This window comes from Rhizobium sp. Leaf311 (assembly GCF_001423445.1).
In the GTDB taxonomy this organism is placed as follows: Bacteria; Pseudomonadota; Alphaproteobacteria; order Rhizobiales; family Rhizobiaceae; genus Agrobacterium.
In genome coordinates, this window is record NZ_LMNZ01000001.1 from 312,890 (window position 1) to 337,789 (window position 24,900).

Consider the following 24,900-nt stretch of genomic DNA (forward strand, 5'->3'; position numbering starts at 1 on the left):
ATGGGTCCTGCTGTGCAATTCATTGTTCACGGGCTAAACGGCGTAAGAAGAGGCGGGGCGCTTAGCGGCACCCGCCTTTTTTATTGTCATGTAGCAGGCTCAGCCGTTTGAAAGCCTGGAGCCCAAGGCCTGCTCCTCATCCTGAAGGAACCGTAAAATGGCCGTCTCACCCATGGGGGGCGAGAAAAGATAGCCCTGGAAGAAGTTGCCGCCGAGCTGCGTGATGAGCGAAAGCTCCTGCTGTGTTTCAACGCCTTCGACAATGGCATCGAGACCCATTTCGCGGCCAAGGGTCAGGACTGAGCGGACAATCTTTTCGCTGGCGGGATTATCCTGGATCTGATTGACGAAACTCTGGTCGATCTTGATCTTTGTCAGCGGAAGCGAGTGCAGGGCCGTCAAGCTGGAATAGCCGGTGCCGAAATCATCGAGCGAAATGCCGCAGCCGATTTTTCGAAGCATCTCCACCGATTGTTTCGCTTGCCGCGTATCATGAATAAACGCCGTTTCTGTAATTTCGAGATCGAGCCGCTCAGCGTCGAATGGGCTGTTCTCGATGATGGCGATGACCGCCATGACAGCTTCGGGACTGTTCAGATCCTGTGCGGACAGATTGAATGAAAGCCTCATCTGGTCTGGCCAGGTGCCTGCGGCGTGCAGGGCCTTCTTGAGAAGTGTTCTTGTCAGGCCGCCAATGATCCCGGCACGTTCTGCGATGGGAATGAACTGGGCGGGGGACACGGGGCCGAGCGTCGGGCTGTTCCAGCGCGCAAGCGCCTCGAAGCCTACCGTGCGGTTCTGGAAGCCGTCCACGATCGGCTGAAAGACGACGGACATTTCGCTTGGAAAATCCGCCTGTTTCAACGTCTGCTCGATGCGCGCATCCCGATGAATTTCCTCGACATGATGGACCGTAAAAAGCGTGCTGTTTCCGCGCTTCTGGCGCTTGCCATGGTAGAGCGCATAATCTGCCCGGTCGAAGAGCTCTTCCTGTGACGAGGCCAGATCAGGATAAACGGCGATGCCGATGGAGCCTGAGATGATGATGGTGGCATCCGGCAGGATGAAGGGAGAATGCATATAGGCACACATGCGGTTGCCTTCAGCGACGACATCCCGCTGTGGCGCGACATTGGAAATGACGAAAGCGAACTCGTCTCCTCCAAGCCTTGCCAGAAACATTTCCTTGGACGCGAAATAGAGCGTGAGGCGATTGGCGACCTCCATCAACAGACGGTCGCCGGAGGAGTGGCCGTAGAGATCATTGACGGGTTTGAAGCCATCGAGATCGATGACCCCGACCGCCAGGCGGGTGCCCTGCAATGTCGCTGCTTCAAATGCCTCTGACAGGTGTTTGAAAAATGCGCGGCGATTCGGCAGGCCCGTCAGGCTGTCGATATTGGCGAGGCGAAGATTTTCGTTGCTGAGTGCTTCCGTCTGTTGCTGGGCAACGATCATGCGTTCGAAATTGCCATAATTGACCATCAGCACCGCCAACATGCCGAAGCTGACAAGCAGGATGTTGATGGCAATCGCAATGAATGTCGCATGGCCAGAGGCCATGAAGAAGACGACGAAGGCGCCGTTGACAATGATGGCCACGGCAAAGGCTGCCACTCGGACATGCATCATGCAAAAGATGCACGAGATGACTGTGATCGCCATGTAAAAGGCGATGTGGGATTGTTGATATGCATCCCCGTAAGGGTAGAGCATGAATGACCAGGCCGTGAACGCCACGGAAATCACCACGGCGAGACGTTGCGTTCGCTGCAGGGCCGAGAATGTCTCTTCTGCCGTGGGTGTGCGGTCTCGCGATTTCCACCAGAACACGACACGCACGGCGCTGATGACGGTAAACAGGCTGGGGACGATCAAAGTAAGCCACGCGGGCGCGACCGACATGTGTGTGGCAGCCAAAGCCCAGGTACTTGACATCAAGATGAAGTACATCACGGGCATCTGTCTGCAGAATGCGCGATACTTTGCCTTCAGCAGTTCCGGATTGTGAACTGGAATTCGGGTGAATTCGATAATTTTCTTCAACTCTAGGCCCAAGGAACACAAACCCTTGTCAAGTTTTTTGCCAAACTCCGGCATCTGCGCCAAGAGGTCGGGCGGGACTGGATTTCCCTTAAGACCAGCGCCTCATGGCTGATCGATATGCCATCTGCAGGTGTGCAGTTATCACCTATACTGACGTTACAAGAGGTCCGTTGAAATAAGGACAATAATATTAGCTAACAAAATATTATTATAGTCGGATATATTCTTGAAACGGGAAGAGCGGTCGCCGATATATACCCGCATATCGGGCGTTTACTGCAATATCACCGATTGCGCGAATATTATGCGTTTAACAGTGTTAACCAATTTTGTTAGTAAATTGCGCCAAGTATTTCCGATTTTAATCGCTGTTTAACCATTTTCCTTCAGGCTTCGTAAATGAAGAAGATCACGAGTATCTGCCGCTAATCGCGCACATACCGCTTATGGAGCCGCAATCATGAAAAAGAGCCTGATCGGTGTCGTTGCCGCTTTGATGGCAAGTCAAACCGCATTCGCAGCCGATGTATATCAGGCTGAACCACCAGCTTTTCCGGACCAGGCACCTGAGGTTCAGGTGCAGGAAGCAAGCGGTTGGTACCTGCGCGGCGATGTCGGATACTCGTTCAACAAATCGCGTGGCGTAAGCTTCGACCGCGCGGCCGCTGGTCCCTCGATCGAGGAGCTGAGCTTCACCACCACGAACCTGAAGGACAGCGTTCTCTTCGGCGGTGGTGTCGGTTACCAGATCAACAACTATCTGCGCACGGATCTGACGCTGGACTACATGGCGAAATCCAAGTTCAGTGGCGTTGCACCGCAGCTCAACGGTGCAAACTCTTCCATGCGCGCTTTCGCCGTGATGGCCAATGCCTATGTCGATCTGGGAACCTATGGCCGGATCACCCCGTATATCGGTGCGGGTATCGGTGGTGCTCACGTCAAGTGGAGCAAGCTGACGACCTGCGGCAACTGCGAAATCGAAGGTGAAGACAACTGGCGCTTTGCTTACGGCCTGATGGCCGGTGCCTCCATCGACGTGACCTGCAACCTGAAGGCCGATGTTGGCTATCGCTTCCGCCAGATTGGCAGCGGCTCCATGTTCGGCACCAGCGACTCAGGCCAGACCTCGGGCGGTCGTGACAAGGGCGTGACGTCGCATGAAGTGCGAGTCGGTGGCCGTTATGTCTTCAATGGCTGCGATACTGCGCAATATATTCCTCCAGCGGACATTCCGCTGCAGCCTGCCGTTTACAAGTAAGAATTGCCGGGTAACCGACTGGACACGCCCCCGCATCGATCATGCGGGGGCGTGTTTTGTATTTTAGAAGTGCTTCTTGAATAGCCATCTGTCCAGCGAGCAATACCCACCGCCAAAGGCCGCAAAAAGTGCTGCTCCACCTGTCCAGAACAGCGATGTGATCTCAGCCTTAGACTGGACCAGCTCCAGAAATGCCGTGCCCCCATCGGCGAGGCGGCGCACACCTGCCGGTGTAAACATGGTCTGATCCGCCGTTTTCAGCGCCTGAATGCCCGCCTCGGTCAGAAACGCGTGGCCGTAGGGATCGATGAAGTGGAACCACAGCGTAATGGCCAGCATGAAAGCATTGGCGAGCGCTACAGGCCGGGTGAACAATCCCAAAGCGATTAATATTCCGCCGAAGAACTGCATGGCAGCCAGCGTCGGAGACCACAGCCAGCCGGGGTGGAACCCGATCTTTTCAAGGAAACCGATCTGCGCGAAGGGAGCCATGATCTTCGGATAGCCCTCGAAGGCCAGCATGCCGCCGATGGCGACGCGAAAGGCCGTCCAGGCGAGGGGCTGAGCGAATTTCTCATAGAAGCCCGAGAGAAAAGGAAGGATCAAAACATTACGGTCGTTCGAAAAAGGTGCGTCGTTACTCATAATAACATCTCTTGCGGTTGATGATCATCAACCTGCACCGCGCCACGCGTGTTTGGTTTGACCTGCATCAAGAGGATGAGAAAAGCCTTTTTGGGGGCACCGGCAGGCCACCTGACCCCAGGGGAGCGATGACGCAATCCGACCAAAATTGTTTTTGCGTGCGACACATTCCGCTTGACTGCGACAGGCGAGAAGAATAGCAACGAGGGCAGGACACCTCTCCCTAACGAGAGGCGCCTATCTGAAAGGGTAGTCAAATGACAGATATAGTGAAGCCGGACACCCGTCCGGGCAATACGCATTTCTCTTCTGGTCCCTGCTCGAAGCGTCCCGGTTGGTCGCTTGAAGCTCTCGCCGATGCACCGCTCGGTCGCTCGCATCGCGCCAAGGTTGGCAAAGCCAAGCTGAAGCAGGCCATCGATCTTACCCGCGAAGTTCTTAACGTTCCCGCTGATTATCGCATCGGCATCGTTCCCGCATCCGACACAGGCGCCGTCGAAATGGCCCTATGGTCGCTGCTTGGTGAGCGTGGCGTCGATATGGTTGCCTGGGAAAGCTTCGGTGCCGGTTGGGTAACCGACGTCGTCAAGCAGCTCAAGCTGAAGGACGTTCGCAAAATTGAAGCCGATTACGGCCTTCTCCCAGACCTTTCCACCATCGATTTCGATCGTGACGTGGTCTTCACCTGGAACGGCACAACATCGGGTGTTCGCGTTCCAAACGCCGATTTCATTCCAACAGATCGCAAGGGCCTGACCATTTGCGATGCGACATCTGCCGCATTCGCGCAGGACATGGACTTCTCCAAGCTCGACGTCGTGACCTTCTCCTGGCAGAAGGTTCTGGGTGGCGAGGGCGGTCACGGTGTCATCATCCTGTCGCCACGCGCTGTCGAGCGTCTGACGAGCTACGTACCTGCGTGGCCGCTGCCAAAGATTTTCCGCATGACCTCGGGCGGCAAGCTGATTGAAGGTATCTTCACCGGCGAAACCATCAACACGCCATCCATGCTCTGCGTCGAAGACTATATCGATGCGCTGCTGTGGGCAAAGAACCTCGGCGGCCTCAAGGCCCTGATGGCGCGCGCCGATGCCAATGCCAAGGTCATCTTCGACTTCGTGGCTGAAAACAACTGGATTGCCAATCTGGCTGTTGTGGACGAGACGCGCTCCAACACCTCCGTCTGCCTCAAGATCGTGTGCAAAGACGTTTCCGCACTTGATGCCGCCGCGCAGGCCGATTTCGCCAAGGGCATGGTTGCCCTTCTCGAAAAGGAAAACGTGGCACTCGATATCGGTGCTTACCGCGATGCGCCATCCGGTCTTCGCATCTGGGCCGGTGCGACCATCGAGACGGCCGATATGAAGGCCGTCATGCCCTGGTTGAAGTGGGCATTTGAAACGCAGAAGGCTGCGACCTTCAAGGCTGCTGCCTGATCCATTCCGGCCCTGCCACGGCAGGGCCGCGCATTTTCGCTTTCAAGACTGAACCCTTTTCAAGGAGCCCACACAATGGCACCTCGCGTACTCGTATCTGACGAACTGTCGGAAACCGCCGTCCAGATTTTCCGCGATCGCGGCGTAGAAGTTGATTTCCAGCCAAAGCTTGGCAAGGACAAGGACAAGCTGGCCGAAATCATCGGCAATTATGATGGTCTGGCCATCCGTTCCGCCACCAAGGCAACGGAAAAGCTGATCGAAGCCGCCACCAACCTCAAGGTCATCGGTCGCGCCGGTATCGGCGTGGATAACGTTGACATTCCAGCGGCATCGCGTCGCGGTATCATCGTCATGAATACGCCTTTCGGCAACTCCATCACAACAGCCGAACATGCCATCGCGCTGATGTTTGCCGTTGCTCGCCAGCTGCCAGCTGCTGACGCCTCCACGCAGGCCGGGAAGTGGGAAAAATCCAAATTCATGGGCGTCGAAATCACCGGCAAGACGCTGGGTGTTATCGGTGCAGGCAACATTGGCGGCATCGTCTGCTCGCGCGCACTTGGCCTGAAGATGAATGTTCTGGCCTATGACCCCTTCCTTTCGCCAGAGCGTGCGCAGGAAATGGGCGTGACGAAGGTTGAACTGGATGAGTTGCTTGCTCAGTCCGATTTCATCACGCTGCATGTTCCTATGACGGACAAGACGCGCGGCATTCTGGGCGCTGAAAACCTTGCCAAGACCAAGCCCGGCGTTCGCATCATCAACTGTGCCCGTGGTGGTCTGGTGGATGAGGCGGCTCTTGCCGCCGCCATCAAGTCCGGCCATGTTGCCGGTGCCGGTTTCGATGTGTTCGAGGTTGAGCCCGCAACTGAAAGCCCGCTGTTTGGCCTGCCAAACGTTGTCTGCACGCCGCATCTGGGTGCATCCACCACGGAAGCGCAGGAGAATGTGGCCCTTCAGGTTGCCGAGCAGATGTCGGATTACCTCGTGAAGGGTGCCGTTTCCAACGCCATCAACATGCCGTCGATCACGGCTGACGAAGCGCCTCGCCTGAAGCCCTTCATCAAGCTGGCAGATGTTCTGGGTTCTTTCGTGGGTCAGGTGCAGGAAAGCGCGACCAAGGAAATCGAAATCCTTTATGACGGCGCAACCGCCAGCATGAACACCAAGGCTTTGACATCGGCGTTGCTGGCCGGTCTCATTCGCCCGCAGGTTTCCGATGTGAACATGGTTTCGGCCCCCATCATGATCAAGGAAAAGGGCATCATCCTTTCCGAAGTCAAGCGGGACAAGACCGGAGTTTACGACGGCTTCATCAAGCTGACGGTGAAGACTGAAAACCAGATCCGCTCTGTTGCAGGCACGGTTTTTTCGGACGGCAAGGCCCGTTTCATTCAGATCAAGAACATCAATATGGATGCCGATGTCGGTCAGCACATGATCTACATCACCAACACCGACGTTCCCGGCATGATCGGCTTTATGGGCACGACACTGGGTGAAGCGGGCGTTAACATCGCCAACTTCCAGCTCGGTCGCGAAAAGGAAAGCGGCGACGCTATTGCGCTGCTCTATGTCGACGGCCCCGTCTCTGAGGACGTTCTGGACAAGCTGCGTGCCAATCCGGCCATTCGTCAGGTCAAGTCGTTGTCGTTCAACATCGACTGATCCCGCGCAACCACGCGTGGATGATATTTCCGCCCGGCACAGGAGAAACCCTGTGCCGGGTTTTTGCTTTAGCAGCCAATCATTTATCTATGGTTGTATATCACGAAAAATTTTATGCCATGTCCCTAAAAATGATGATCCATAGTTGCTATATCGACATTCAAGAGCCGCTCAATGGGAGGGCGGCGCAACAGGAGATCACGATGTTTGCTGCCATCAGGCGCTTTAGGGGTTTGTTTGCGGTCGCCGCACTTGGAATTGCCGTATCCTTCATTGCCGTTGACATGGCTGAAGCCCGGCGCGCCAGCGGCGGTTTCGGTAGCCGTGGGACGAGAACCTTTTCGGCGCCGCCTGCCACCAGCACGACGCCTGGCCAGGCCGCACCCATTAATCGCGGCATGACGCCCAACACGAACCAGGCAACCCCTGGTGCAGCACAGCCCGCGCGCCCTGCCGCCGCACAGGCGCCACAGCAGAGCCGTGGCATGTTCGGTGGAATGATGGGCGGCCTTATGGGCGGTCTTTTGATGGGTGGCCTGTTTGGTATGCTGATGGGCGGTGGCTTCGGTGGCATGGCTGGCTTCTTCGGAATGCTGATGCAGATCCTGCTGATTGGCGGTCTCGTGATGCTAGCGATGCGCTTCTTCGCCTCGCGTCGTCAGGGTCAGCCCGCCTATGGTGGTGCCAATGCAGCCCGTAAAGACCATTCTGCGCCGCAGGGTGGCTCCAACATGACCGGTGGCTTCAAGATCCCGCAGATGGGCTCGAAGGCGGGCGGTTTTGGAGCCGCAGCGGGTGCTGCCGCAGCCGCGCCCGTTGCGCCCAAGCCGGTACCGCACGAAAATGCGATGTCTGAGGGCGATGAGATTGGCGTAACGCAGGCTGATCTTGAGACGTTCCAGTCCGCGCTTGAAAAGGTACAGGCGGCCTATGCCGCAGAGGATTACGGCACACTTCGCAAGCTGACGACACCGGAAGCCATGTCCTATCTTGCTGAAGAACTGAGCGACCATGCCACCAGCGGCGTGAAAAACGATGTTCGCGATGTCAAGCTTCTGCAGGGCGATGTTGCCGAAGCCTGGCATGAGGAAGGCAAGGACTACGCCACTGTCGCCATGCGCTATTCCGCAATCGATGTGATGCGCGACCGCAGCACCGGAAAGATCGTTGAAGGCAACGAAAATGAGCCGGAAGAATCAACCGAGTTGTGGACATTCGTTCGCCAGGGTGGCTCCGAATGGCAGGTTGCGGCTATTCAAGCGGCTGCCTGAACGCCTGAAAAATAGTGGATGGAAATGTGGCCGGTGTGGATGAAAATCCCGCCGGCCATTTTCGTTTGCATGGGCCGCAAAGACAGGGTCTACAAGCCCGTTGCGGGTTAAGCCATTGTTCCTGCTTGCCTCATTTCATTCACGCAATCGCCTTTTTTCATTCATCCGGCGTTCAGTCACCCGCCGCTAACCCTGTGCCGCACACACCAATGTGAAATCGACGCGGGTGGTAAAACGCTGCTTCCACCGGAACCGTACCGCCAAAACCGCGTTCACGATCCAAGTTTGGATGGTTGTAAAATACCCATCCTGTCATTCGGATCAGGCAGTCTTTGCTCAAGGGTGCCTGCGAGTATGGAGAGCAAGCAAGATGAAACGCTTCGACCTGATCGATGGAATGCGCGGGTATTTTCTCGTCTTCATGCTTATCAATCACCTCGTATTCGCGGGCGGTCTGTGGCTGATGGAAATCAACCACAGACAGTTTGCATTTGTCGAGGATGCGCAGGGCTTCGTCTTCCTGTCCGGCCTCTTGATCGGCATGGTCTATGCACGCAAGATGCTGAAATATGGCTATGAAGCTGGCCGTGACATGATCTGGAGCCGCGCGCTCGAGCTCTACAAATATGCCATGGGCCTTGTCATCGCGGTGCTGTTCTTCCGAATGGTCATCCCGCACGCGCCCTATATCTGGTACAACTGGCTGGGCATGACGTCCTTTGATGACCCGCTGCGCCTCGCTGCTATCGCGACCTTCCTGTTCCAGCCGACTTTCATGGACATTCTGCCGCAATACATCGTCTACATGGTGTTTGCGCCAATCCTGGTCAAATTGTGCCTGGACGGCAAGTGGGCCTATGTCATGGCCGGTTCGCTTCTGGTGTGGATGGCCGGTCAGCTTGGCTTGCAGCAACTGTTTACCGCCCCAGTCAATGAACTGGTAAAGGGTGCAGACGAACAGGGTATCCGTGTCAGCTTCAACCTGTTTGGCTGGCAGCTGGTGTTCTATTCAGCGCTTGTGATGGGTGCCATGACGGCGCAGAACAAGATTGCGTGGACGAAGATCTTTTCGCCGGAGCGCAGCTGGATTGCCAAGGCGGCGCTTCTGGTCTGCCTGTTCTTCGTGCCTCTGCGCATTGCCACAGCCTGGAACCTGATGCCCGAATTCATGCTGGGCAAGTTTTCGACCATGGAAATCAGGGCGGATTTCGGTCCGGTCTATCTCATCAACTTCCTGGCCGTTGGCGTTGGTCTGACATGGCTGATCATTGCTGGCCCCAAGCATCACAATCCGCTGGTGCAGAAGGCGGCGGCAGGCGTAATCTGGGTTCTGTCTCTGAAGTTCCTGCAGCTTCTTGGTCGCCATTCGCTGCAGGTCTATGTCTGGCACGTCGCAATCGTCTACAGCATCTACTATCTGGATGGCCGCACGGCCGAGCTGAACCAGCTGGAGAAGACGCTGATTGCCCTTGCTGGCGTCGCACTTCTCTCCCTGCCTGCGCTGTGGCGTGAACGGGACAAGTGGATCGGCGATCGCCAGAAGACCGCTGGGGCCTGACGCTTACACAATCTGCATACCGCCGTAAACGGGGTGGCCTTGCCGCCCCGTCTTGCGTGTGAAAGCATTTCTTTCTATATGCACACTTCGAAAATACGACAGGCGGCGGGGCCTTGACCCCCGGTATGACTGACGATTGGAAAAGCTTTGAACACGCTCGACTTTGATAAGAGGCCGGAAGACACCCGGATTGTCGTCGCCATGTCCGGCGGCGTGGACTCCTCCGTGGTGGCGGGAATCCTCAAGCAGGAGGGCTATGACGTCCTCGGCATCACGCTTCAGCTCTACGACCACGGTGCAGCCGTGCATCGCGCCGGATCCTGCTGTGCAGGGCAGGATATCGATGACGCCCGCCGGGTCTGCGAAACGCTCGGCATCCCGCATTACGTGCTGGATTACGAGGCCCGGTTTCGCGAGACGGTCATTAACCCCTTTGCGGAAGCCTATGCGATGGGCGAGACGCCCGTTCCCTGCGTGGCCTGCAACCAGACCGTCAAGTTTGCCGATCTTCTGGCCACGGCACAGGAGCTGGGGGCGGACGCGCTGGCGACCGGCCACTATATCCGTTCACGGCTGAATCCTGTTCCCGGGCATCCCAACCGGCGCGCTCTCTATCGCCCGATCGATAGTGACCGGGACCAGAGCTGGTTTCTGTTTGCGACGACCCAGGAGCAGATCGATTATCTGCGCTTTCCGCTTGGTGGCCTTTCCAAGGCCGAGACACGCCAGCTGGCGGAAGAGATGGGCCTGGTCGTTGCCAAGAAGGCCGACAGCCAGGATATCTGTTTCGTGCCGCAGGGCAAATATACCGATATCATCAACAAGCTGAAGCCGAACGCGGCGCTGGTGGGCGATATCGTTCACCTCGACGGGCGTGTGCTCGGGCGTCATGATGGCATCGTGCACTACACCATCGGCCAGCGCAGGGGCATTGGCGTTGCAACGGGCGAGCCGCTTTATGTGGTGCATCTGGATGCCCGTGGCCGCCGTGTCATCGTCGGCCCTCGCGAGGCGCTGGAAACGCACCGCGTCTATCTGCGCGATGTGAACTGGCTGGGTGATGGCAATCTTGCTGATGACGCGCGCAACGGCTTTAGCTGCTTCGCCAAGGTCCGCTCCACGCGCCCTCCGGGCGAGGCCACACTCCACGCCGATGAGAAGGGCGTCTATGTCGATCTCGCCATTGGTGAGGCCGGTGTGGCGCCAGGACAGGCCTGCGTGCTCTATTCCGCTCCCGGCGCTGACGCACGCGTCTACGGCGGCGGCTTTATCGAGCGGTCGGAACGTTCAAGCGATGCAGAAGCCTCGTTGAAGGCGCTGTTGGAAAAGCCGGTTGCGGCCTGAAAGCATTGAGCTTTTCGATAGCTGACAGAAAGCAACGTTTTTGCGCATCTTGCGCTTGACACTTTGGGGAGCGGCACCTTATAAGCCGCTCATCCTGATGGAACGGGCGGTCACATCGCTGTCACGTTTCCCTGTGGCGGGGTAGCTCAGGTGGTTAGAGCAGCGGAATCATAATCCGCGTGTCGGGGGTTCAAGTCCCTCTCCCGCTACCAAAAAATCTTCAATAAAATCAGATGTTTACTGAGGTAGATGAATTCCGTAGGATGATCCAGATTCTGACAGATTTGCATTTATACCCTGGCCATACCCCGGTTATAGAAAACTCAGGCTATTCCTGGCTTTGTCCACAAATTTTAGAGAGATCATTGGTTGCGGTTGTTGCGCGTCTTCCTGAACACGCGATCTTGCCTGTCTGAGATCGATTGATGCGAACTCGCTAATAGGCCTGTAGTCTGATAATCGTGATTATCATACAGGCGAGGGGTCAACGTGGGTCAGGATATTTGGGGCAGCCGTTTCACAAGGTTACCAGCTTGGCCTTGCGCGTTATGCAGGTCGGGAAGGCTAAAAATGGAGGAAGACAAACCGATTCAACATGAGACGGGCAGATCGGTTTCCGCTCGCGAGAATACGGGTGATCACGATATTTACGAGGGTCGATTTCACGCGATATTGCGATGTGACGACACCATGTGCGGCGAGGTTGCAGTTGTATCGGGTGAGGCCCACCTCTGTACTGAGGGCGACCCGCACATGGATTTTCGGAACTATCAACAGTGGACTATGTACGAAGTCCGCTCGGTAATACCGCCACCGCCAATCATACAGTTGCCGCCAAAGCTGCCCACCGACGTCGAAGCCAGTATTCGGGCTGCGTTCTCCTTATATTGGATCGACTTGGAAGCGTGCGCGAATAAAATTCGGAAGGCCCTTGAGCAGACGCTCACCGAACGGGGCTTCCCTAAGATTCGGAAAAACGAAAATTTACAGGAACGGATACAGCGTTTCGCGCAGAGTAGTGTTGTCGGTGAGGATGCGTCGAAGGTGATGCAAGCGATCCGACATGTCGGCAACTCAGGTTCACACGAGAATAACAAGGGACTGGATCGTCAAGACATTCTAAATGCATTTGCGTTCCTAGAGCACGCAGTCACAGCGATCTATGGTCGACTCGACTTGTCCGAGCGAGTAGACGCGGTTACCGCCAAGCACTCCGCTAAATAGCTGATGGCGACCAGCTTAAGTCAAACCGCCAACGTAAATATGTTCTCAGAGACATATTCAGAAACAAATATGCATCTTGAGTCATAAGTGATTACAACCCACGACGCTGTGCCCGCAACCTATTCCAATTTATTTTAGGTTGCCATAGACTCCCCATATCGTTGACCGGATCAGGTGAGCAGAAGCCGGAGGAAGTGTTGACATGACGGACAATAATCGATGAATGCTACCATCACCCGGCTCACCGTTGCAGATATCGTCGCATCCATTGCTCACAAACGCGGCCTCTCGACCGATCCGGCGGACCTGCTGGCCGATCACCTGAGCATTCTTTGTGAGTATCAAGGTGATGACGTTCTCCGAATGATCGCAGACCTATTGCGCGATGGTGTCCTGACAGCGATCAGGCCAATCATCTGACACTGATGCACGTGCGAGAGCAGTCTTGACTTTACCTAAAACGTGAACGAAACATGAACGGATGCGCCATCGAAGAGGCATCGACCTAACTAGGAGTCCGGACCCGCCGTATGTCGAGCGGCCCCAGGAAGTTGTCGACCTGTACGATATCGCTAATCGTGTGCAGGACCTTTCCGGTTGCACACTCATCGGCGGCCGGTGTGCCAGGTGTGAGCGTGAAGGGTGGATCGACAGGGACTGGCTGGAGGTCAAGTTTCCGAATGCAATTATTATCAACTTGGCTCCGAAACTCCGGTGCAGGAAATGCGGTAACAAAGGCACCAACAGATGGGTCGTCGGCAAGCCGCGTAGGTAAACGTAACAATTCAGGGGAAAATTTCTTTTTTTGCCCCCGATTTGTTACATAACCTATTGAAACGGTACCTTTTTTCGCAGGCTGTTAAACTTTTAATGTTGACAGAAATAGGTTGTTAGGAGCTGGTACCGGAAGTTGTCCTCAGAGATTTTAACCAGGAGAGATACATGGCCCAGCATCGTTCAGTTCCTTGCCCCGCCGCAGCTGTTGCTGGCCAGACCGGTGCAATCTTTTCAGTGTTGGCAGCAGGCGCGGTGAACGCGCATATGAACGGTGTCGCTGCAGCTCGTCAGGCTCGCGAGGATCGCAACTCGCACATCCTGGCTTATCAAGTCCACGAGGCTTCCATGGCGGCGCACGAGTGGGCTGATCTGGCTCGTGCCCAGGCTATCGAGATTGAGCGTCTCAAGGCAGAAAACTCGCGCCTCACGAAGGTGGCAAAGCAGAATTTCGAACTGGCGCAGCGTTTGTCGAAGAAGGCAGCCTAATGTCGGAAGATCGTGAAATGAGCGTCGACATTGCTCTCGGTAAATGGCGTCGACAGGAGTTATCGGAAATCGATGTCTATCGAATGACCGGTCTTCGTTCGGTGGCGCAGCTCGCGGATGCACATATTGAAATGATCGACAACGAACGGACGGCACGAGAGGATATGATGATGACGCCAGAGGAGCATGAAACCGAGGAAATTCTGGCGCAGGCTTACGATTCTTACGGAGATTTGTTGCGCGAAGACCCGGAGCGCCTTCCGGACATCATCAAAGCGATCACAGAAAATCGCCGCCGCCTCGAACTCAAGGCAGCGGCGCAGTTCAATGCTCGTCGTCGTGGTCGGTCAGGCGGCGAGAACGTGATCGCTTTCCCGGGCCGGTAGACGGTTCCTGAAATCCGACATCCGTGTGACCAGCCCAGGGATCGACGCCTTGGGCTTTTCATTCTTAGGAGCATCGAGTCCATCTACTGCCCCATCATGGCCTCCCAGAAGCATTAAAATCTTGCTCTCAGGAGCTTCGGAAATCGACCTCATCGCACGTTCGTTAGTCGAGAGAGCCGCTAGCCATTCTTGCTGCCCTGGTTCGAGAAGTGATAGGTCAGTCATAAAGCGATCATCAGGCTTTGCTGCAGCAAACAGCTTGATTTGCATAGCCTGACTTGTGTTAGCCAGGATGTCGGCCGATCTCTGATGGCCTTCTTCGAGGCTGCGGTCGATTTCGAAAACGTCTTTGCTTGGAAGATCAAGCGGCCGTGGCGTTGCACTTCCACCGCCACCACCTGGCAGCCAGGACCACGCAGTCTGCCAGCACTTGTCCGCAACATTCCACAATCCGACCACGCTACCTTTCGCCAGGTTAGCCATCGCCATTATCAGCGCCATCAAAAATCTCATTTCCTTCATCTCCCATCATTGAGGAACTGAAGGAATCGTGTGTCCAGGGCAAGCAACTCACAAACGTCGCCGACAATAATTACACATCGCAAAAAAATATTACGTTGACCAAACGTTGATATTGCTGAAGCCGTCAACAGACTGATTACACAGGCCATTTGCGCCCACGAAATCTACACCACACGATTTCTTTGCCGGGATATTCCGGCAGGGAGAATTACTTATGGGAAGATATCGATCATTTACCGTGCGGCCTCCGAAGCCGTCTTTTACCAAACGTGCAATCGAGCGCTGGACGGTCCAGCTGATCAGCACCTTTGGCGACCGTTCAGAGCGCCGTGCGGAAGCCGCTGAATGGCTGGGAGTTTCCGCCCGTACCGTTGACGCATGGTGCTCCGCGAGCGATGCACGTGTCATCTCGGCGGAACTCCTGATGGAGCTTGCTGTCGGCGCGACAATAAACGAAGCGCCCATACTGGCAGCTGATCAAATTTACGACGTCGTCAATGACGGCGAGATCATCGCGAGCCTACGCGATGTGGGTCATGCAGCTTACATCGCCGATCTGCGTGGATACGAAGTCGTCCGTCGCGACGGCAAACCTGTGCGGATGACCGAGGAGCAAAACGTCCGGTCAAGATTGCGGAAGATCATCGCATCCGGTCACATGACCCTCAGGCAGATATCGGATGTTACGGGCGGAGACGAGTATGCCGTCGTCGACAAGATCGTCGAGCTGCGGAATCGGACGCATAAAACCTTATACGATTTCACCGTCGACCGAGTGGACCATCAAATTAGGCGGGGCTACGACAGCGAGTGGCCTTGGATAGGGGCCGCAGAATGAAGAGGCCAATCCCTCTCACCGCCTCTACGTCATCCAGTGTGATATCACCTGAACGTGCGCGTTTTTTGGCGTCACTGGATCGAGCGATCAAAAAAATGTTGGCATCAGGGAAGGTAAAAGTCTGGCCTCATTATGACTTCAAGGCGCAACCGCCTCAGCCTCAGCCTCAGCCTCAGCCTCAGCCTCAGCCTCAGCCAGCACCAGTGCCGACACCGACCCCAGTTGTTCAGGCTCCGCCACCTCGACGAGCGCCACCACCAAGGCCAGCGTTCGAGCGGCCATCGGCATTGAAATGAAAATGAGGCTCCGGAAACGGGGCCTTTTTCTTTTGCAAAAAAATATCGATTTCTGATTCGTAACGACAGGGTCCGTCACCTAAATCGCTTCTACCACTAGGAGAAAGGTGAACGAACATGACGAAGCCAACAACGAAACCATCAACGAAACCAGCCACCAAAGCCGAAATCCGTGAGCGCGAGCGCCAACAGGGTATCGCCGAACTGAAGGCCATGGAACAGCGGATTGGTGGCAGTCTCAACGGCATCGCGGCCGCATTTGCTGCCAGCCGTCAACGTCGGAAGCCAGAGTAGATCGCTTAAAAGCCCGGGGTAATACCCGGGCTTTTCATTGCCCCTCAACGATCCTTTTCACCGCATCAAGCTTGGACCGGCAATCGGCACCTGCCTTCGCGACTTGGTCCGCAACTTTCATCAAATCCTTGACCGACACAGTGACCGATCCGCACACCGGCTCAGCCGAACACGTCAGCAATGAGCGTGGCACCTCGATCCGCTGGACCTGGACCTGGGTGATCACCTTTGGCTCCGTCGTCTGGCAGCTTGCCAGGATCGCCACGATCATGAGGAATGATGCAGCCGTCATTGTTCTTCCGAAAACATCTTTCATCGGCTGCCTCCGAAACGCTTGATAAATGGCTTCGACAGGCTCTCCGGAATTTCGATATCGTCGGCTGTTGCAATGTCTTCAGCGAAGGCTCGTGACAGGGCCTCGGCCGCAGCTGTTTCGGTAGCCAGGATTTCCAGTGACGCGATCTGGACCTTGTAGGCAGCTTCCACTTCCTTGGCAGCCGCAGCGTTGTTGTTGGCTGTGGTGATGGCCAGGTCGTTCGCAGCCTTCGAGGCAGCCAAGGCCACGCGCAGGTCTTCGCGGTCGGAAAGGACAGACGTGTAGTGCCAGTAGCCCAGGCCGACGGCGGCAAAGATGGCGATGACGGCACCGATTTTGATGGTGGTCAGGATCGTCATTCCGACTTCCTCCTGCCAAGGATTGCCGAAACCAACGACGAGATGCCGTCCAGGTTTTTCGATATCCGATGATCGAGCACGCCCACGGCTTGTTAGGTGATGAGGAAAACAGCCTGACCGAAAGCCAGCTTCTCGATGAGGTCAGGTGTGGCAGCGTATCCTGTCAGAACGCCAAGGATTGCGATCAGGATGTCTGATCCACCAAAGACCATGGTGGCCTGTTTTGTGAATGTACAGCTGCTCTTTGTGTCGAGTGTCCGGTCGGATGAACGTCTGGTCATGCAGCCTCCCGGAGATTGCTGACATGAGCCTTCATCAGTTCGGGGATCAGCGCATTCATCATCGAGGCCTGAGCCTTCGGGCTCCTGCTGCATCTGCCCGCCAAACATGAATAGCGCGGCGGCCTGCATCCGTTTCAGCTCTTCTACGGTAGGCGTTTAAGGCTGTCCAACCATTAGAGGCTTCCCTTGAACAGCTTCATGGCTTCCGCCAAAGCGCTCAGGCGCAATCTGAGCAGCGGCGGCGACGGGCAGCTTTTCGCCCTTGCTCGTCAGGTCCACCGTAGAACTATCTCCATAGACCTTCGGGTTCCGGCGACCCATGAGCCAGCGGGCGTTCTGGCTGGCCACATTTGCAGCCTTAGGGTCGCACTCGCCAGCCGGTGCCATTTTGGTGATGCGCTCAAGCTCTGCCTCGCCCGCATAGCTGACGGCAAGCCGCGCACGTGCGTATTCCTCCGCCAATTGTTCGTCGGCAGCGACCCACACATAGAACGTGCTTTCCGCTATACCGACTTCGGCACAAGCCTTTTCAACACTGCTTTGGATGATGAGGCCACAGATGCGCTTGATGAGTCCGGACTTGTCTTCGTCCGAGTATTCAGGCGGTCGGCCTACTTTTCCCATGCCGGAATCGTCACACGCCCGAAGCATTTGACAACTATACTGTGGATAAGCAGAAAAATGTGCTGTCACCTCTTGTTGTTGCTCAGTCGTCTACTAAATTGTATTTCAATGCATCTGTGTCCGTGACCCCTGATTTGAGCGTCGGGCTTACATCACTGGCCAGCAACGCAGCCCTTTGCCAACAGAGTTCGGAGTCGGCGGATGCCGGTAGCTCGCTCGCTGTTGGGCTCACATAGGGATGTCAGGAGAGCCGAAGTACAAGGCTGGGCCTGACGCCGATGAAGCGATTAACGGCGGTTGCGTTCCGTTCTATCGACGCGAATCACGAAACCTCAGGGCTTCGTGGCCACGGGGCCTTAGGAGTTTCCCATGTGGAAAAACACCAAGGTCACTATTGAAATCAAGATTCACTTGGCGCCGTGCCTTTTGGCAATTGCCGCTATCCTGAGGGTCTTGATGTGAATGCGAAAGGGTTCGTCACACGGCGGACCCTTTTTGCTGTCTGGGGGCACAAATGTCGGAAAATTCGTTGGATGTAGAGAAAATAAAGCTGCCCGCAAGCTCAAAGCGCATAATGACCGCTGCAGCAGTATTCAGCGTCGCGTGGCTCCTCGCCTCAGGCACTATTGCGTGGATCTACCATTGCGGAAGTCATGCTCCGCTGAAAATCAATGAGTGGGGCGACTATGCCGCTGGCGCTTCTGCCCCTCTCGCATTCCTGTGGCTCGTTGTCGCCGTATTCCTGCAGTCCAGGGAGCTACGAGAGCAGCGGCAAGAGCTGGCGTGGACCCGGAAAGAGTTCAAACACAACAGGACCGTGATGCAAGCGCAAGCGGATGAGGCGAAGAATCAGGCGGCATTCATTGAACAGCAAACTATCATTCTTGCGAATAACCACGCGATCAGAGAGGCAGAAGAGATATACCTAGCGAGCATAGAACTGGTGACGACGCGCCTACGCCAATACACGCACGCATGGGATATAGTCCTCGTGAATAACGATGGGAGCGTTGATACCGGTAGTGGATCACCTTTCCGTATCTCTGCAGAGCTTTATGTCGGCATCAGCGACAGCCTTGTCATCCCAACCACGACAAAAACAATGCGGACGCGCTTGCGGAATTTCAGAGAGCAGTACAAAGACGCGCGGCTGATTGCGAAAGCTCCCATGGATTTCGCCAGGATATGCGCAGCAGTTGTTGAAAGCGCCGACAAAATTGACAACCTACCGGATATTTTCCGGATTAAAGCACGGACGCTGGAGCTTGATACGCTCAAGGCTCAGGTTGTGTTTCTCAAGGAGCGTCTGCCCCCAACGTCGTTCTTTGCATCGTTGATTGATGACTAAACGGCCAGCGGCAACGCGTTATCCATTGCCCAGTATCTCCCGCTTCCGCTCCTTATACGCAGCTACATCATCGGCTTCGGAGAGTGCAATAGCTAAGCGGCTTTCCGTCCCATTGCTCGGGGCGGAGGCAGGGGGTTGCGGCTCAAAATAAGGCATGAAGTAAAAACCCCGGCAATGTTCAGGGCGTCGGCTATAACCCGGTGCAATGATTTCGACATAAACAGATTTACTTCTTGGATTATAGACCCAAGCTTTTGTGCCTTCCCACCCTATAGGAGCATCCTCAGCTTTAACCCACGCAGGCTGTGCAGGTTGCGGCGCTACCGACTGGCGGGCTCCCCATGCTTCAACCAGTTTTAGGACGTGGGATTTTGCTGCATCCACGTCTGCATCACGAACTTTGCATCCAAGTAAAACAGACGCAGATCCGCCGGATTATCAAACTTCGCGATTTCGAGCCGCACGATAACAGTCCCACTCCTGACGTGTTTGACTTCCGCGACCGGCGCGGCCTCTGGAATACCTATCACGTTGGCGATCTTATCGCCGAAAAGTGCCCCTACGGCCAACTAGGCGACCGTCTGTGGGGTCGTGAGACGCGGCGTTCAATCGATTATGAAGGTGTTCCAGAAGGCAGAGGACCGGGAACGCTCTACAAAGCTAGATTGGACAGAACTTCGAGCGGTTTACCGTTTAAGATGCCACGAACCTCGTGGGCTTTAAGTGAAATAGGACGTTCCACATCCCAAGACTTTCTTTGTTTTTGGCTCCCAAGCGTCAATAAATAGCCGGGGATGCGGGCTTGGGTCCGCACCCCTTGCCTTCAGCATGTTTCAGAGCGAACATCGCCGCAACTAAAAGTTATCCCCAACTGGTGGTGCAAAACTTCATGCTGGCATGGATTGGATTTGTCGGGCTTCTTCTGGATTTCGTGGGCGTGGTTATCCTGACGCTCGATATTCTTCCCGAGTTTCGTCTCCACCGCCGTGAGCGGCGCCTCAGGCAGCTCAGGCTAAACTCCCAGCACCTTAACGATGGCGACGGCGCGTATGTGCGAAGAGAAGGCGATGAGGTTCTGAGGACGACCGAGGCTGCCCTTGCAATGGTTCGGGCCAGCAATGCCAGTCTCTATGATCTCCAGCGCTTCGACGCCCTCACCGCTCGCTCAGCACTGAACAGCAGTGCCTATGACTTCGAGGCAATTGACGACCCTCGCATCAAGACAGCCTTGAAAGACCAGCAGTTTTCGCGAAGCAATTTCGAGAGCGCGCTTACTGCACTTGAAGAGAAGGCAGCGGCCGCACAGGCCAACCTTGCAGGGCGACGACGTCCTAATCTATTCTTGGGGGTGGTTTTCGTCCTTCTTGGCTTCGCCTCTCAGGCCTTCGGGGCAATGCCCCCTTACGCTCAACAAGCGACGATAGGCTTTATCATTAACATGCTTGCACCTGCGGCCAAGTGAACTATCCGTAAGACAAAAAAACCCGCCGAAGCGGGTTTTTCCATGCGGCTACTGGCCGATGCAGGATGGGGGAGATTCCGCTCGCCCAACTAGTGCCAATTCCGAAAAGTGTCATCAAAAGTAGGCCGATGCAGTAATTCAGTTTCTTGACTAGTTCAGTACAGCTCTTTCTTCCGGTAGTTTCTGTAGTGTCGTTAGTTTTCATGTCGTTTGCTCCCATTAGTTTATTGGCACCCCAGAGAAGGAGCATCAATATGGGAATCGCCACTAGGAAGACGAGGGGATTCGAACCCAATACTGCCAACAAAGCTCGAAGCCTGTAAATAAGATGACCGTATATAGATTTCAACCCTAGTAAAAGATTAATTTATGATCCTTGGCGGCTTCCCGTTCCTTCATGTTTGCCACATAGAACCTGTCCGGGAGCCAGACGGAAGCCTATACCCGTTGATGCCGCAGGAGAGATACGCCAAGCGTGAACTATATCCGCTCAACAAGTACGGCGCCGGGCCGTTCTGCAAGTTCAGGATACCTGCCACGTTCGCCCATTCCGGCGTCTATGCCATCATGGCGGGCGATGAAATCCGGTATATCGGAGAGACGAACAATCTCTCTCGCCGCTACAACATGGGCTACGGCACCATTTCCCCGAAGAATTGCTACAAGGGCGGTCAGGAAACGAACGTGCGGATGAACAACCTCATTTACCAGTCGGCGTTGGCTGGTGAAGTCCTGTCCCTGTGGTTTCATCAGACAACCGACTTCAAGGATTTGGAATCCGCCTTGCGTCTGGCGCACCGTGCGTCTTGGAATCGCATCTAATCCATCAACGCGTAGTAGATATGCCAGAGCGGGCTGGTGCGCGTTTCTTTGCCTTCCAAGCAGTTGTCCCGTTTGATTTGCATCGCCAAGTCCTTGCCCAAGAATTCCTCGCACATACCGAGCTGCGAAGCATAGTGGTAGTTTTCCAGCCTCGCCAAGGCCCGTCCCATCCAGACATTGAGCGCCAAGGACGCCACCAGCAGTATCAATCCAAGTCTCATCCGCCCGTCCTCCCCGGTTCAAAATTCATCTCACCTTTAACCACCGTTATACCGTGAAGTATACTTTGACGGGAATCCCCGACCGGCGCACCATGCTCCCTGTAAGCACCTAGCTTTCAGGAGACATCCCCATGAAACTTTCGCCAGAGACGTGGGCGCGCCAGCGCCCGCAGCGAGAACGTATGGCCGCAGAGCAGCCTGAACTGCCCGACATGCCGCCGCCCATGACCACCAATCGGTCAAATGACTTTAAGCGCCCGTGCAATCACTGCGCGGTCGAGGAATGCCGCTGCATTGGCTGGATAGCCTTTGACGTGGTTATCCACTCGATGGCCTTGCGATAGACCTCATTCGGATGGACCGTGCCATCGGATAGTGAACCGCTGAAGTCAAACCGCTTCGACGATTGCTGGTACAGGAGATCGATTTCAGCGTCAGTGAATATGCCGCTCATGCCGCCACCCGCTCGACCGCGACAGTGAACGACACCGTCACCTGGTCATTACCATCGTCATCGACAGACACCTCGAAGGCATCATCCGCCCGCGATCCTGCTCTCATCAACCTGGATATAGCGCTTTTCATGCTCTTGGCGATTGCTTCCGAGCTGTAGTCGGACCCGCCAATATGCCAAGAGTATCCGACGAGGGCCTGCACCACATGGCCCAGTTCTATGTATCCGACCGCATCAGGTTTTGTGATCTTCACGTTGCAGTTCATGCTCAATCCTTCAAACCGTATTCGGTTATCTCTATTGTTTGCTGTCGGCGGACTTAATGCAAACGGTAGCCTGAAGGATGGCATCCTCGATGATCTCACGCAGTCTTGGAATATGCGCCACGTCGGTCACGCCGTAGTAGTATTGGTATTGGTGATCATCCAGCATCCTAGATACTGACTGACAGGCGTCGGTGACTATCTCATCCCATGATTGCTGCACGGTTACCCCTTAACGTCAGGAAAACTGACGTTCACGGTCAAAGACCATCCGCGCTCCTCGCATATCCGCGCAAGATTAGCCAAACTACCGGCCACCTGAACGTCTAGAGGGTGGGCCTGGCGATCACGACGATATCTCTTGGTGTCGGCCCAGATCATGTATTCGTCAGGAATGCTGTTGAGTTTTCGGGCAACCGACTCCATCCGCACGATGAGGAACTGGTCGCTCAATGGACCAGTTCCGACAATCTCGACGATGCCGTATTCGTTGATCCCGTATTTCTTCATGCCTTCACCTGCACCTTCACCGACACCGTCTCATCACTGCCCTCGATCTCTTCCTTGCTAACCACCACCATCTCGCGCACATCGAGTGGATGCGGCTGATCATCACGGCGAAACCTGAGAGTGTCAGCCCACACCAGGTATTCGGGCTGCAGGCTGATAAGGTAGGCAAGCACGTCATCCATGCGCACACGCAGGTAGGTGTCGGTCAATGGACCAGGTCCGAGGATTTCCACTGGGCCGTGTTCGTTGCGGTAGGTCGTCATGCCTTCGCCTGCTTTCCAACCAGCTTTATCGCGGCAAAGATAATGTCCTCGTCGGTCATCTCGTCCTCGCAAGAGTATTCGGACTCGGGGTCCATGCAATTTTCATCGTCGTGTATCGTCCAGTTCTCTTTCCGGATATAATGCGGGCCGAAGCAGAATGCGCAGGAAATAATTCTCCTACCGGGATGGTAACGGCCTGGGTGAAATGGCCATCCAGCACCGTAAGGATGAAGTTATTGTGTTCCTCGTCGGTTGTGACCTTGATCATGACGTCGCCTTCTCCCCCTGGCTGACCGTGGATGCGCCTTGAGGGCACGCAGGCGTTCGTGTTGGGTGGCTGTTTTCGGCTTGTCGTCCTTAGTCGGCTCCGGCTCGTCCCATGGCTCGGCCAGCTTACGATTGGCGAGCGATCTCAGGAAAACTGCCTATTCTAGATCGTCTATGAGCTTGGAGACGACGACGTGTTGGGCGCATCGCCAACGGTTCAATTTCTGAGCGTGAGCTGCTTCAATCTCCAACCATCGCTCTCCCCACGGATCAGCTCCATCTTCCTCAGACGTGCACGTAGATGTCCACTGGCCCCAAGCCTGCTCAATCTCAGGTTTAGGGTCTGTGTAACCTTGGCTTCATCGCCGGACACCGTCACTGACCCATCCTGCTCGGCGATGTAGATCGTCCAGCGAGGCCAGCCGTTGCCTACGTCCTCCTGTCTGGCCTCGCTATAAGCTTCGACAATTTTCGGGTGCGTGGCGAGCTTGTCGGCAAACTCCCGGCTGAAGAAGGCGGTGCCGCCGGTGGTCTGGATATCCATTGCGATTACTTCAATATCGGTCGCGATCTTCATGCCGCCATCCTCTTGCGAGCGGCTTTCAGGTTCGCAAAGGCGAATAGTGCAGACCACATAAGACCGTGATCGATATCACCCGCTTTGTTAGTTGACGCGATCAGGCGGTCAATTACTTCGATCATGTCATCGGCGGCGGAAGTCAGATGAGGAGTGACTTCTTCATCTTTATCGTCATTACGGCCTTCGATTTGAAGAATTTCGGCTGCAGAAATAGTGAGGCTAATAAGTCCAGGCGCAGTGCCGTCCTTGCGGTAGAATCGGACGTATCGTTCGTCCAAAATGTCGTACAACCAGTCGCTTCCTTCGAGGATTTGATCTTCGCGGTCATGAAACTTAATGATGAAGGCAGGCATCGCGATCTCCCAAATCGCATATCAATGCTTAAAGTGTTCGCTGTGGGCGGAAATCTGACAAGGCCGAAACCGAAAGAAAGACGAGATAGATGACCAGACCGCCTCCCAAATATTTCGGCTTATCCTCGTCCACCGATCTCTATCTGAAATTGCTCTACGACATCGAGCGACTACGGTCGGCTGTCAGCATCAAGGCTGTGCAGTATGCCGCCTTCGATGCGGCGGTCACTGCTTCTCACATACTCGATTGGGTGCTTGCTGAGCTGAAGCCGGAAGCGCACTTGCGGCTGACAGGTCTGAGAAAGAAACAGAAGGTGAAATGCGAGGAGGGTGATCAGCGGAAAGAGAATCCGATCACGAATTTCATCGAACGAAACCGGGATCAGCTGCCCGATATAGACTACTGCCGTCAGATTTCTAATGCTGTGAAGCACATGAAAATGTCGCTGGGTACTCCGATGAAAGGGATGGGCATCGGATCAACGGCAAAGTTCAAATACACCGGCAAGGAGATGACTGGAGTTCACATCATCGCCTACATCCAGATCAAGCCAGGTGCCGAGAAAAGGGATGCTGTCGGGCTCTTCGAAGCCTCGGCAGAACAGTGGCGGCAGTTTTTGGTGCGAGAACGGTTATGGGTGGAACAACCTCCTGAGAGGGAGGACGAAGCCTAAATTGGCTCGCTAGAAAAGCGGCAATTTCTGCGATAGGACATTGCAACC

Annotated in this window: 31 protein-coding genes and 1 tRNA gene; 17 read left to right on the plus strand and 15 right to left on the minus strand. The window is 55.2% G+C overall.

Annotated elements, in window-relative coordinates:
- Positions 1-99 precede the first annotated feature (99 nt).
- A complete protein-coding gene (locus ASF69_RS01400; protein WP_244475358.1) occupies positions 100-1,905 on the minus strand; it encodes an EAL domain-containing protein in 1,806 nt (601 codons plus the stop codon).
- Positions 1,906-2,506: 601 nt separating this feature from the next.
- On the opposite strand from ASF69_RS01400, the gene ASF69_RS01405 reads away from it, so the two are divergent.
- Positions 2,507-3,307 carry an outer membrane protein gene (locus tag ASF69_RS01405; protein ID WP_062584580.1) on the plus strand — a complete coding sequence of 267 codons (801 nt, stop codon included), beginning with the start codon at positions 2,507-2,509 and terminating at the stop codon, positions 3,305-3,307.
- 63 nt (positions 3,308-3,370) lie between these two features.
- On the opposite strand, the gene ASF69_RS01410 is transcribed toward ASF69_RS01405, so the two are convergent.
- Entirely contained in the window at positions 3,371-3,952 is a 582-nt protein-coding gene (locus ASF69_RS01410) for a DoxX family protein (RefSeq protein WP_062584582.1), read from the minus strand.
- A 257-nt stretch (positions 3,953-4,209) separates the two neighbouring features.
- Here ASF69_RS01410 and ASF69_RS01415 point away from each other — a divergent pair, with 257 nt between their 5' ends.
- The 10 genes from ASF69_RS01415 to ASF69_RS01465 all read left to right on the plus strand — a co-directional run bounded on the left by ASF69_RS01415 (position 4,210) and on the right by ASF69_RS01465 (position 14,105).
- Positions 4,210-5,388 carry a phosphoserine transaminase gene (locus ASF69_RS01415; RefSeq protein ID WP_062584584.1) on the plus strand — a complete coding sequence of 393 codons (1,179 nt, stop codon included), beginning with the start codon at positions 4,210-4,212 and terminating at the stop codon, positions 5,386-5,388.
- Between the two features lie 75 nt (positions 5,389-5,463).
- The gene (serA, locus tag ASF69_RS01420) at positions 5,464-7,059 is read left to right on the plus strand and encodes a phosphoglycerate dehydrogenase (protein ID WP_062584585.1); all 1,596 of its coding nucleotides are present in this window, start codon (positions 5,464-5,466) and stop codon (positions 7,057-7,059) included.
- A gap of 203 nt (positions 7,060-7,262) precedes the next feature.
- Positions 7,263-8,330, plus strand: a complete 1,068-nt coding sequence (locus ASF69_RS01425) for a Tim44 domain-containing protein (protein ID WP_062585562.1) — start codon at positions 7,263-7,265, stop codon at positions 8,328-8,330.
- A gap of 370 nt (positions 8,331-8,700) precedes the next feature.
- The gene (gene opgC / locus ASF69_RS01430; protein ID WP_062584588.1) at positions 8,701-9,888 is read left to right on the plus strand and encodes an OpgC domain-containing protein; all 1,188 of its coding nucleotides are present in this window, start codon (positions 8,701-8,703) and stop codon (positions 9,886-9,888) included.
- A gap of 147 nt (positions 9,889-10,035) precedes the next feature.
- Positions 10,036-11,232, plus strand: a complete 1,197-nt coding sequence (gene mnmA, locus ASF69_RS01435) for a tRNA 2-thiouridine(34) synthase MnmA (RefSeq protein WP_062584589.1) — start codon at positions 10,036-10,038, stop codon at positions 11,230-11,232.
- A gap of 135 nt (positions 11,233-11,367) precedes the next feature.
- Positions 11,368-11,444: transfer RNA gene (locus ASF69_RS01440), tRNA-Met, on the plus strand.
- Between the two features lie 358 nt (positions 11,445-11,802).
- Positions 11,803-12,456, plus strand: a complete 654-nt coding sequence (locus tag ASF69_RS01445; RefSeq protein WP_062584592.1) for a DUF4145 domain-containing protein — start codon at positions 11,803-11,805, stop codon at positions 12,454-12,456.
- Positions 12,457-12,675: 219 nt separating this feature from the next.
- Positions 12,676-12,876 carry a hypothetical protein gene (locus tag ASF69_RS01450; protein WP_062584594.1) on the plus strand — a complete coding sequence of 67 codons (201 nt, stop codon included), beginning with the start codon at positions 12,676-12,678 and terminating at the stop codon, positions 12,874-12,876.
- Between the two features lie 522 nt (positions 12,877-13,398).
- Positions 13,399-13,719 carry a hypothetical protein gene (locus ASF69_RS01460; protein ID WP_062584598.1) on the plus strand — a complete coding sequence of 107 codons (321 nt, stop codon included), beginning with the start codon at positions 13,399-13,401 and terminating at the stop codon, positions 13,717-13,719.
- A complete protein-coding gene (locus ASF69_RS01465; RefSeq protein WP_062584600.1) occupies positions 13,719-14,105 on the plus strand; it encodes a hypothetical protein in 387 nt (128 codons plus the stop codon). Before ASF69_RS01460 ends, ASF69_RS01465 begins: the two co-directional genes overlap by 1 nt.
- Here ASF69_RS01465 and ASF69_RS01470 read toward each other — a convergent pair.
- Positions 14,067-14,618 carry a hypothetical protein gene (locus ASF69_RS01470; protein ID WP_062584602.1) on the minus strand — a complete coding sequence of 184 codons (552 nt, stop codon included), beginning with the start codon at positions 14,616-14,618 and terminating at the stop codon, positions 14,067-14,069. The two genes, ASF69_RS01465 and ASF69_RS01470, sit on opposite strands and share 39 nt — an antisense overlap.
- A 223-nt stretch (positions 14,619-14,841) precedes the next feature.
- Between ASF69_RS01470 and ASF69_RS01475 the strand changes: the two genes are divergently transcribed.
- A complete protein-coding gene (locus ASF69_RS01475) occupies positions 14,842-15,465 on the plus strand; it encodes a hypothetical protein (RefSeq protein WP_062584604.1) in 624 nt (207 codons plus the stop codon).
- 413 nt (positions 15,466-15,878) lie between these two features.
- The gene (locus tag ASF69_RS22995; protein ID WP_156461947.1) at positions 15,879-16,055 is read left to right on the plus strand and encodes a hypothetical protein; all 177 of its coding nucleotides are present in this window, start codon (positions 15,879-15,881) and stop codon (positions 16,053-16,055) included.
- 34 nt (positions 16,056-16,089) lie between these two features.
- On the opposite strand, the gene ASF69_RS01480 is transcribed toward ASF69_RS22995, so the two are convergent.
- From ASF69_RS01480 to ASF69_RS01495, 4 genes are all read right to left on the minus strand, one after another.
- A complete protein-coding gene (locus ASF69_RS01480; protein ID WP_156461948.1) occupies positions 16,090-16,347 on the minus strand; it encodes a hypothetical protein in 258 nt (85 codons plus the stop codon).
- 20 nt (positions 16,348-16,367) lie between these two features.
- Positions 16,368-16,730: a hypothetical protein gene (locus ASF69_RS01485; protein WP_062584607.1), complete on the minus strand. Its 363-nt coding sequence runs from the start codon at positions 16,728-16,730 to the stop codon at positions 16,368-16,370.
- A gap of 92 nt (positions 16,731-16,822) precedes the next feature.
- Complete coding sequence (locus tag ASF69_RS23000) at positions 16,823-17,011, minus strand: hypothetical protein (RefSeq protein WP_156461949.1); 189 nt, start codon at positions 17,009-17,011, stop codon at positions 16,823-16,825.
- A gap of 156 nt (positions 17,012-17,167) precedes the next feature.
- Positions 17,168-17,635 carry a hypothetical protein gene (locus ASF69_RS01495; protein ID WP_062584610.1) on the minus strand — a complete coding sequence of 156 codons (468 nt, stop codon included), beginning with the start codon at positions 17,633-17,635 and terminating at the stop codon, positions 17,168-17,170.
- Positions 17,636-18,149: 514 nt separating this feature from the next.
- Between ASF69_RS01495 and ASF69_RS01500 the strand changes: the two genes are divergently transcribed.
- Complete coding sequence (locus tag ASF69_RS01500) at positions 18,150-18,983, plus strand: hypothetical protein (RefSeq protein ID WP_156461950.1); 834 nt, start codon at positions 18,150-18,152, stop codon at positions 18,981-18,983.
- A 356-nt stretch (positions 18,984-19,339) separates the two neighbouring features.
- Here ASF69_RS01500 and ASF69_RS01505 read toward each other — a convergent pair whose 3' ends face one another.
- Complete coding sequence (locus tag ASF69_RS01505) at positions 19,340-19,552, minus strand: hypothetical protein (protein WP_062584615.1); 213 nt, start codon at positions 19,550-19,552, stop codon at positions 19,340-19,342.
- Positions 19,553-19,785: 233 nt separating this feature from the next.
- Here ASF69_RS01505 and ASF69_RS01510 point away from each other — a divergent pair, with 233 nt between their 5' ends.
- Positions 19,786-20,445, plus strand: coding sequence for a hypothetical protein (locus ASF69_RS01510; RefSeq protein ID WP_156461951.1), 660 nt, complete (start codon positions 19,786-19,788; stop codon positions 20,443-20,445).
- A gap of 450 nt (positions 20,446-20,895) precedes the next feature.
- Positions 20,896-21,267 carry a hypothetical protein gene (locus ASF69_RS01515; RefSeq protein WP_062584619.1) on the plus strand — a complete coding sequence of 124 codons (372 nt, stop codon included), beginning with the start codon at positions 20,896-20,898 and terminating at the stop codon, positions 21,265-21,267.
- Here the strand turns inward: ASF69_RS01515 and ASF69_RS01520 are convergent.
- The 7 genes from ASF69_RS01520 to ASF69_RS01550 all read right to left on the minus strand — a co-directional run bounded on the left by ASF69_RS01520 (position 21,264) and on the right by ASF69_RS01550 (position 24,178).
- Entirely contained in the window at positions 21,264-21,488 is a 225-nt protein-coding gene (locus tag ASF69_RS01520; RefSeq protein WP_062584621.1) for a hypothetical protein, read from the minus strand. The genes ASF69_RS01515 and ASF69_RS01520 overlap by 4 nt on opposite strands.
- 265 nt (positions 21,489-21,753) lie before the next feature.
- Positions 21,754-21,942 (minus strand): hypothetical protein, encoded by a 189-nt coding sequence (locus ASF69_RS23005; protein ID WP_062584623.1) that lies wholly within the window; start codon positions 21,940-21,942, stop codon positions 21,754-21,756.
- On the minus strand, positions 21,939-22,208 hold the full coding sequence (locus tag ASF69_RS01530) for a hypothetical protein (RefSeq protein WP_062584625.1): 270 nt from the start codon (positions 22,206-22,208) through the stop codon (positions 21,939-21,941). Before ASF69_RS01530 ends, ASF69_RS23005 begins: the two co-directional genes overlap by 4 nt.
- A gap of 222 nt (positions 22,209-22,430) precedes the next feature.
- The gene (locus ASF69_RS01535) at positions 22,431-22,715 is read right to left on the minus strand and encodes a hypothetical protein (protein ID WP_062584627.1); all 285 of its coding nucleotides are present in this window, start codon (positions 22,713-22,715) and stop codon (positions 22,431-22,433) included.
- Positions 22,712-22,978, minus strand: coding sequence for a hypothetical protein (locus ASF69_RS01540; RefSeq protein WP_062584629.1), 267 nt, complete (start codon positions 22,976-22,978; stop codon positions 22,712-22,714). Before ASF69_RS01540 ends, ASF69_RS01535 begins: the two co-directional genes overlap by 4 nt.
- Before the next feature lie 484 nt (positions 22,979-23,462).
- On the minus strand, positions 23,463-23,822 hold the full coding sequence (locus tag ASF69_RS01545) for a hypothetical protein (RefSeq protein WP_062584631.1): 360 nt from the start codon (positions 23,820-23,822) through the stop codon (positions 23,463-23,465).
- A complete protein-coding gene (locus tag ASF69_RS01550) occupies positions 23,819-24,178 on the minus strand; it encodes a hypothetical protein (protein WP_062584633.1) in 360 nt (119 codons plus the stop codon). Before ASF69_RS01550 ends, ASF69_RS01545 begins: the two co-directional genes overlap by 4 nt.
- A gap of 89 nt (positions 24,179-24,267) precedes the next feature.
- On the opposite strand from ASF69_RS01550, the gene ASF69_RS01555 reads away from it, so the two are divergent.
- A complete protein-coding gene (locus tag ASF69_RS01555; RefSeq protein WP_062584635.1) occupies positions 24,268-24,852 on the plus strand; it encodes a hypothetical protein in 585 nt (194 codons plus the stop codon).
- The last annotated feature ends 48 nt before the right edge of the window (positions 24,853-24,900 follow it).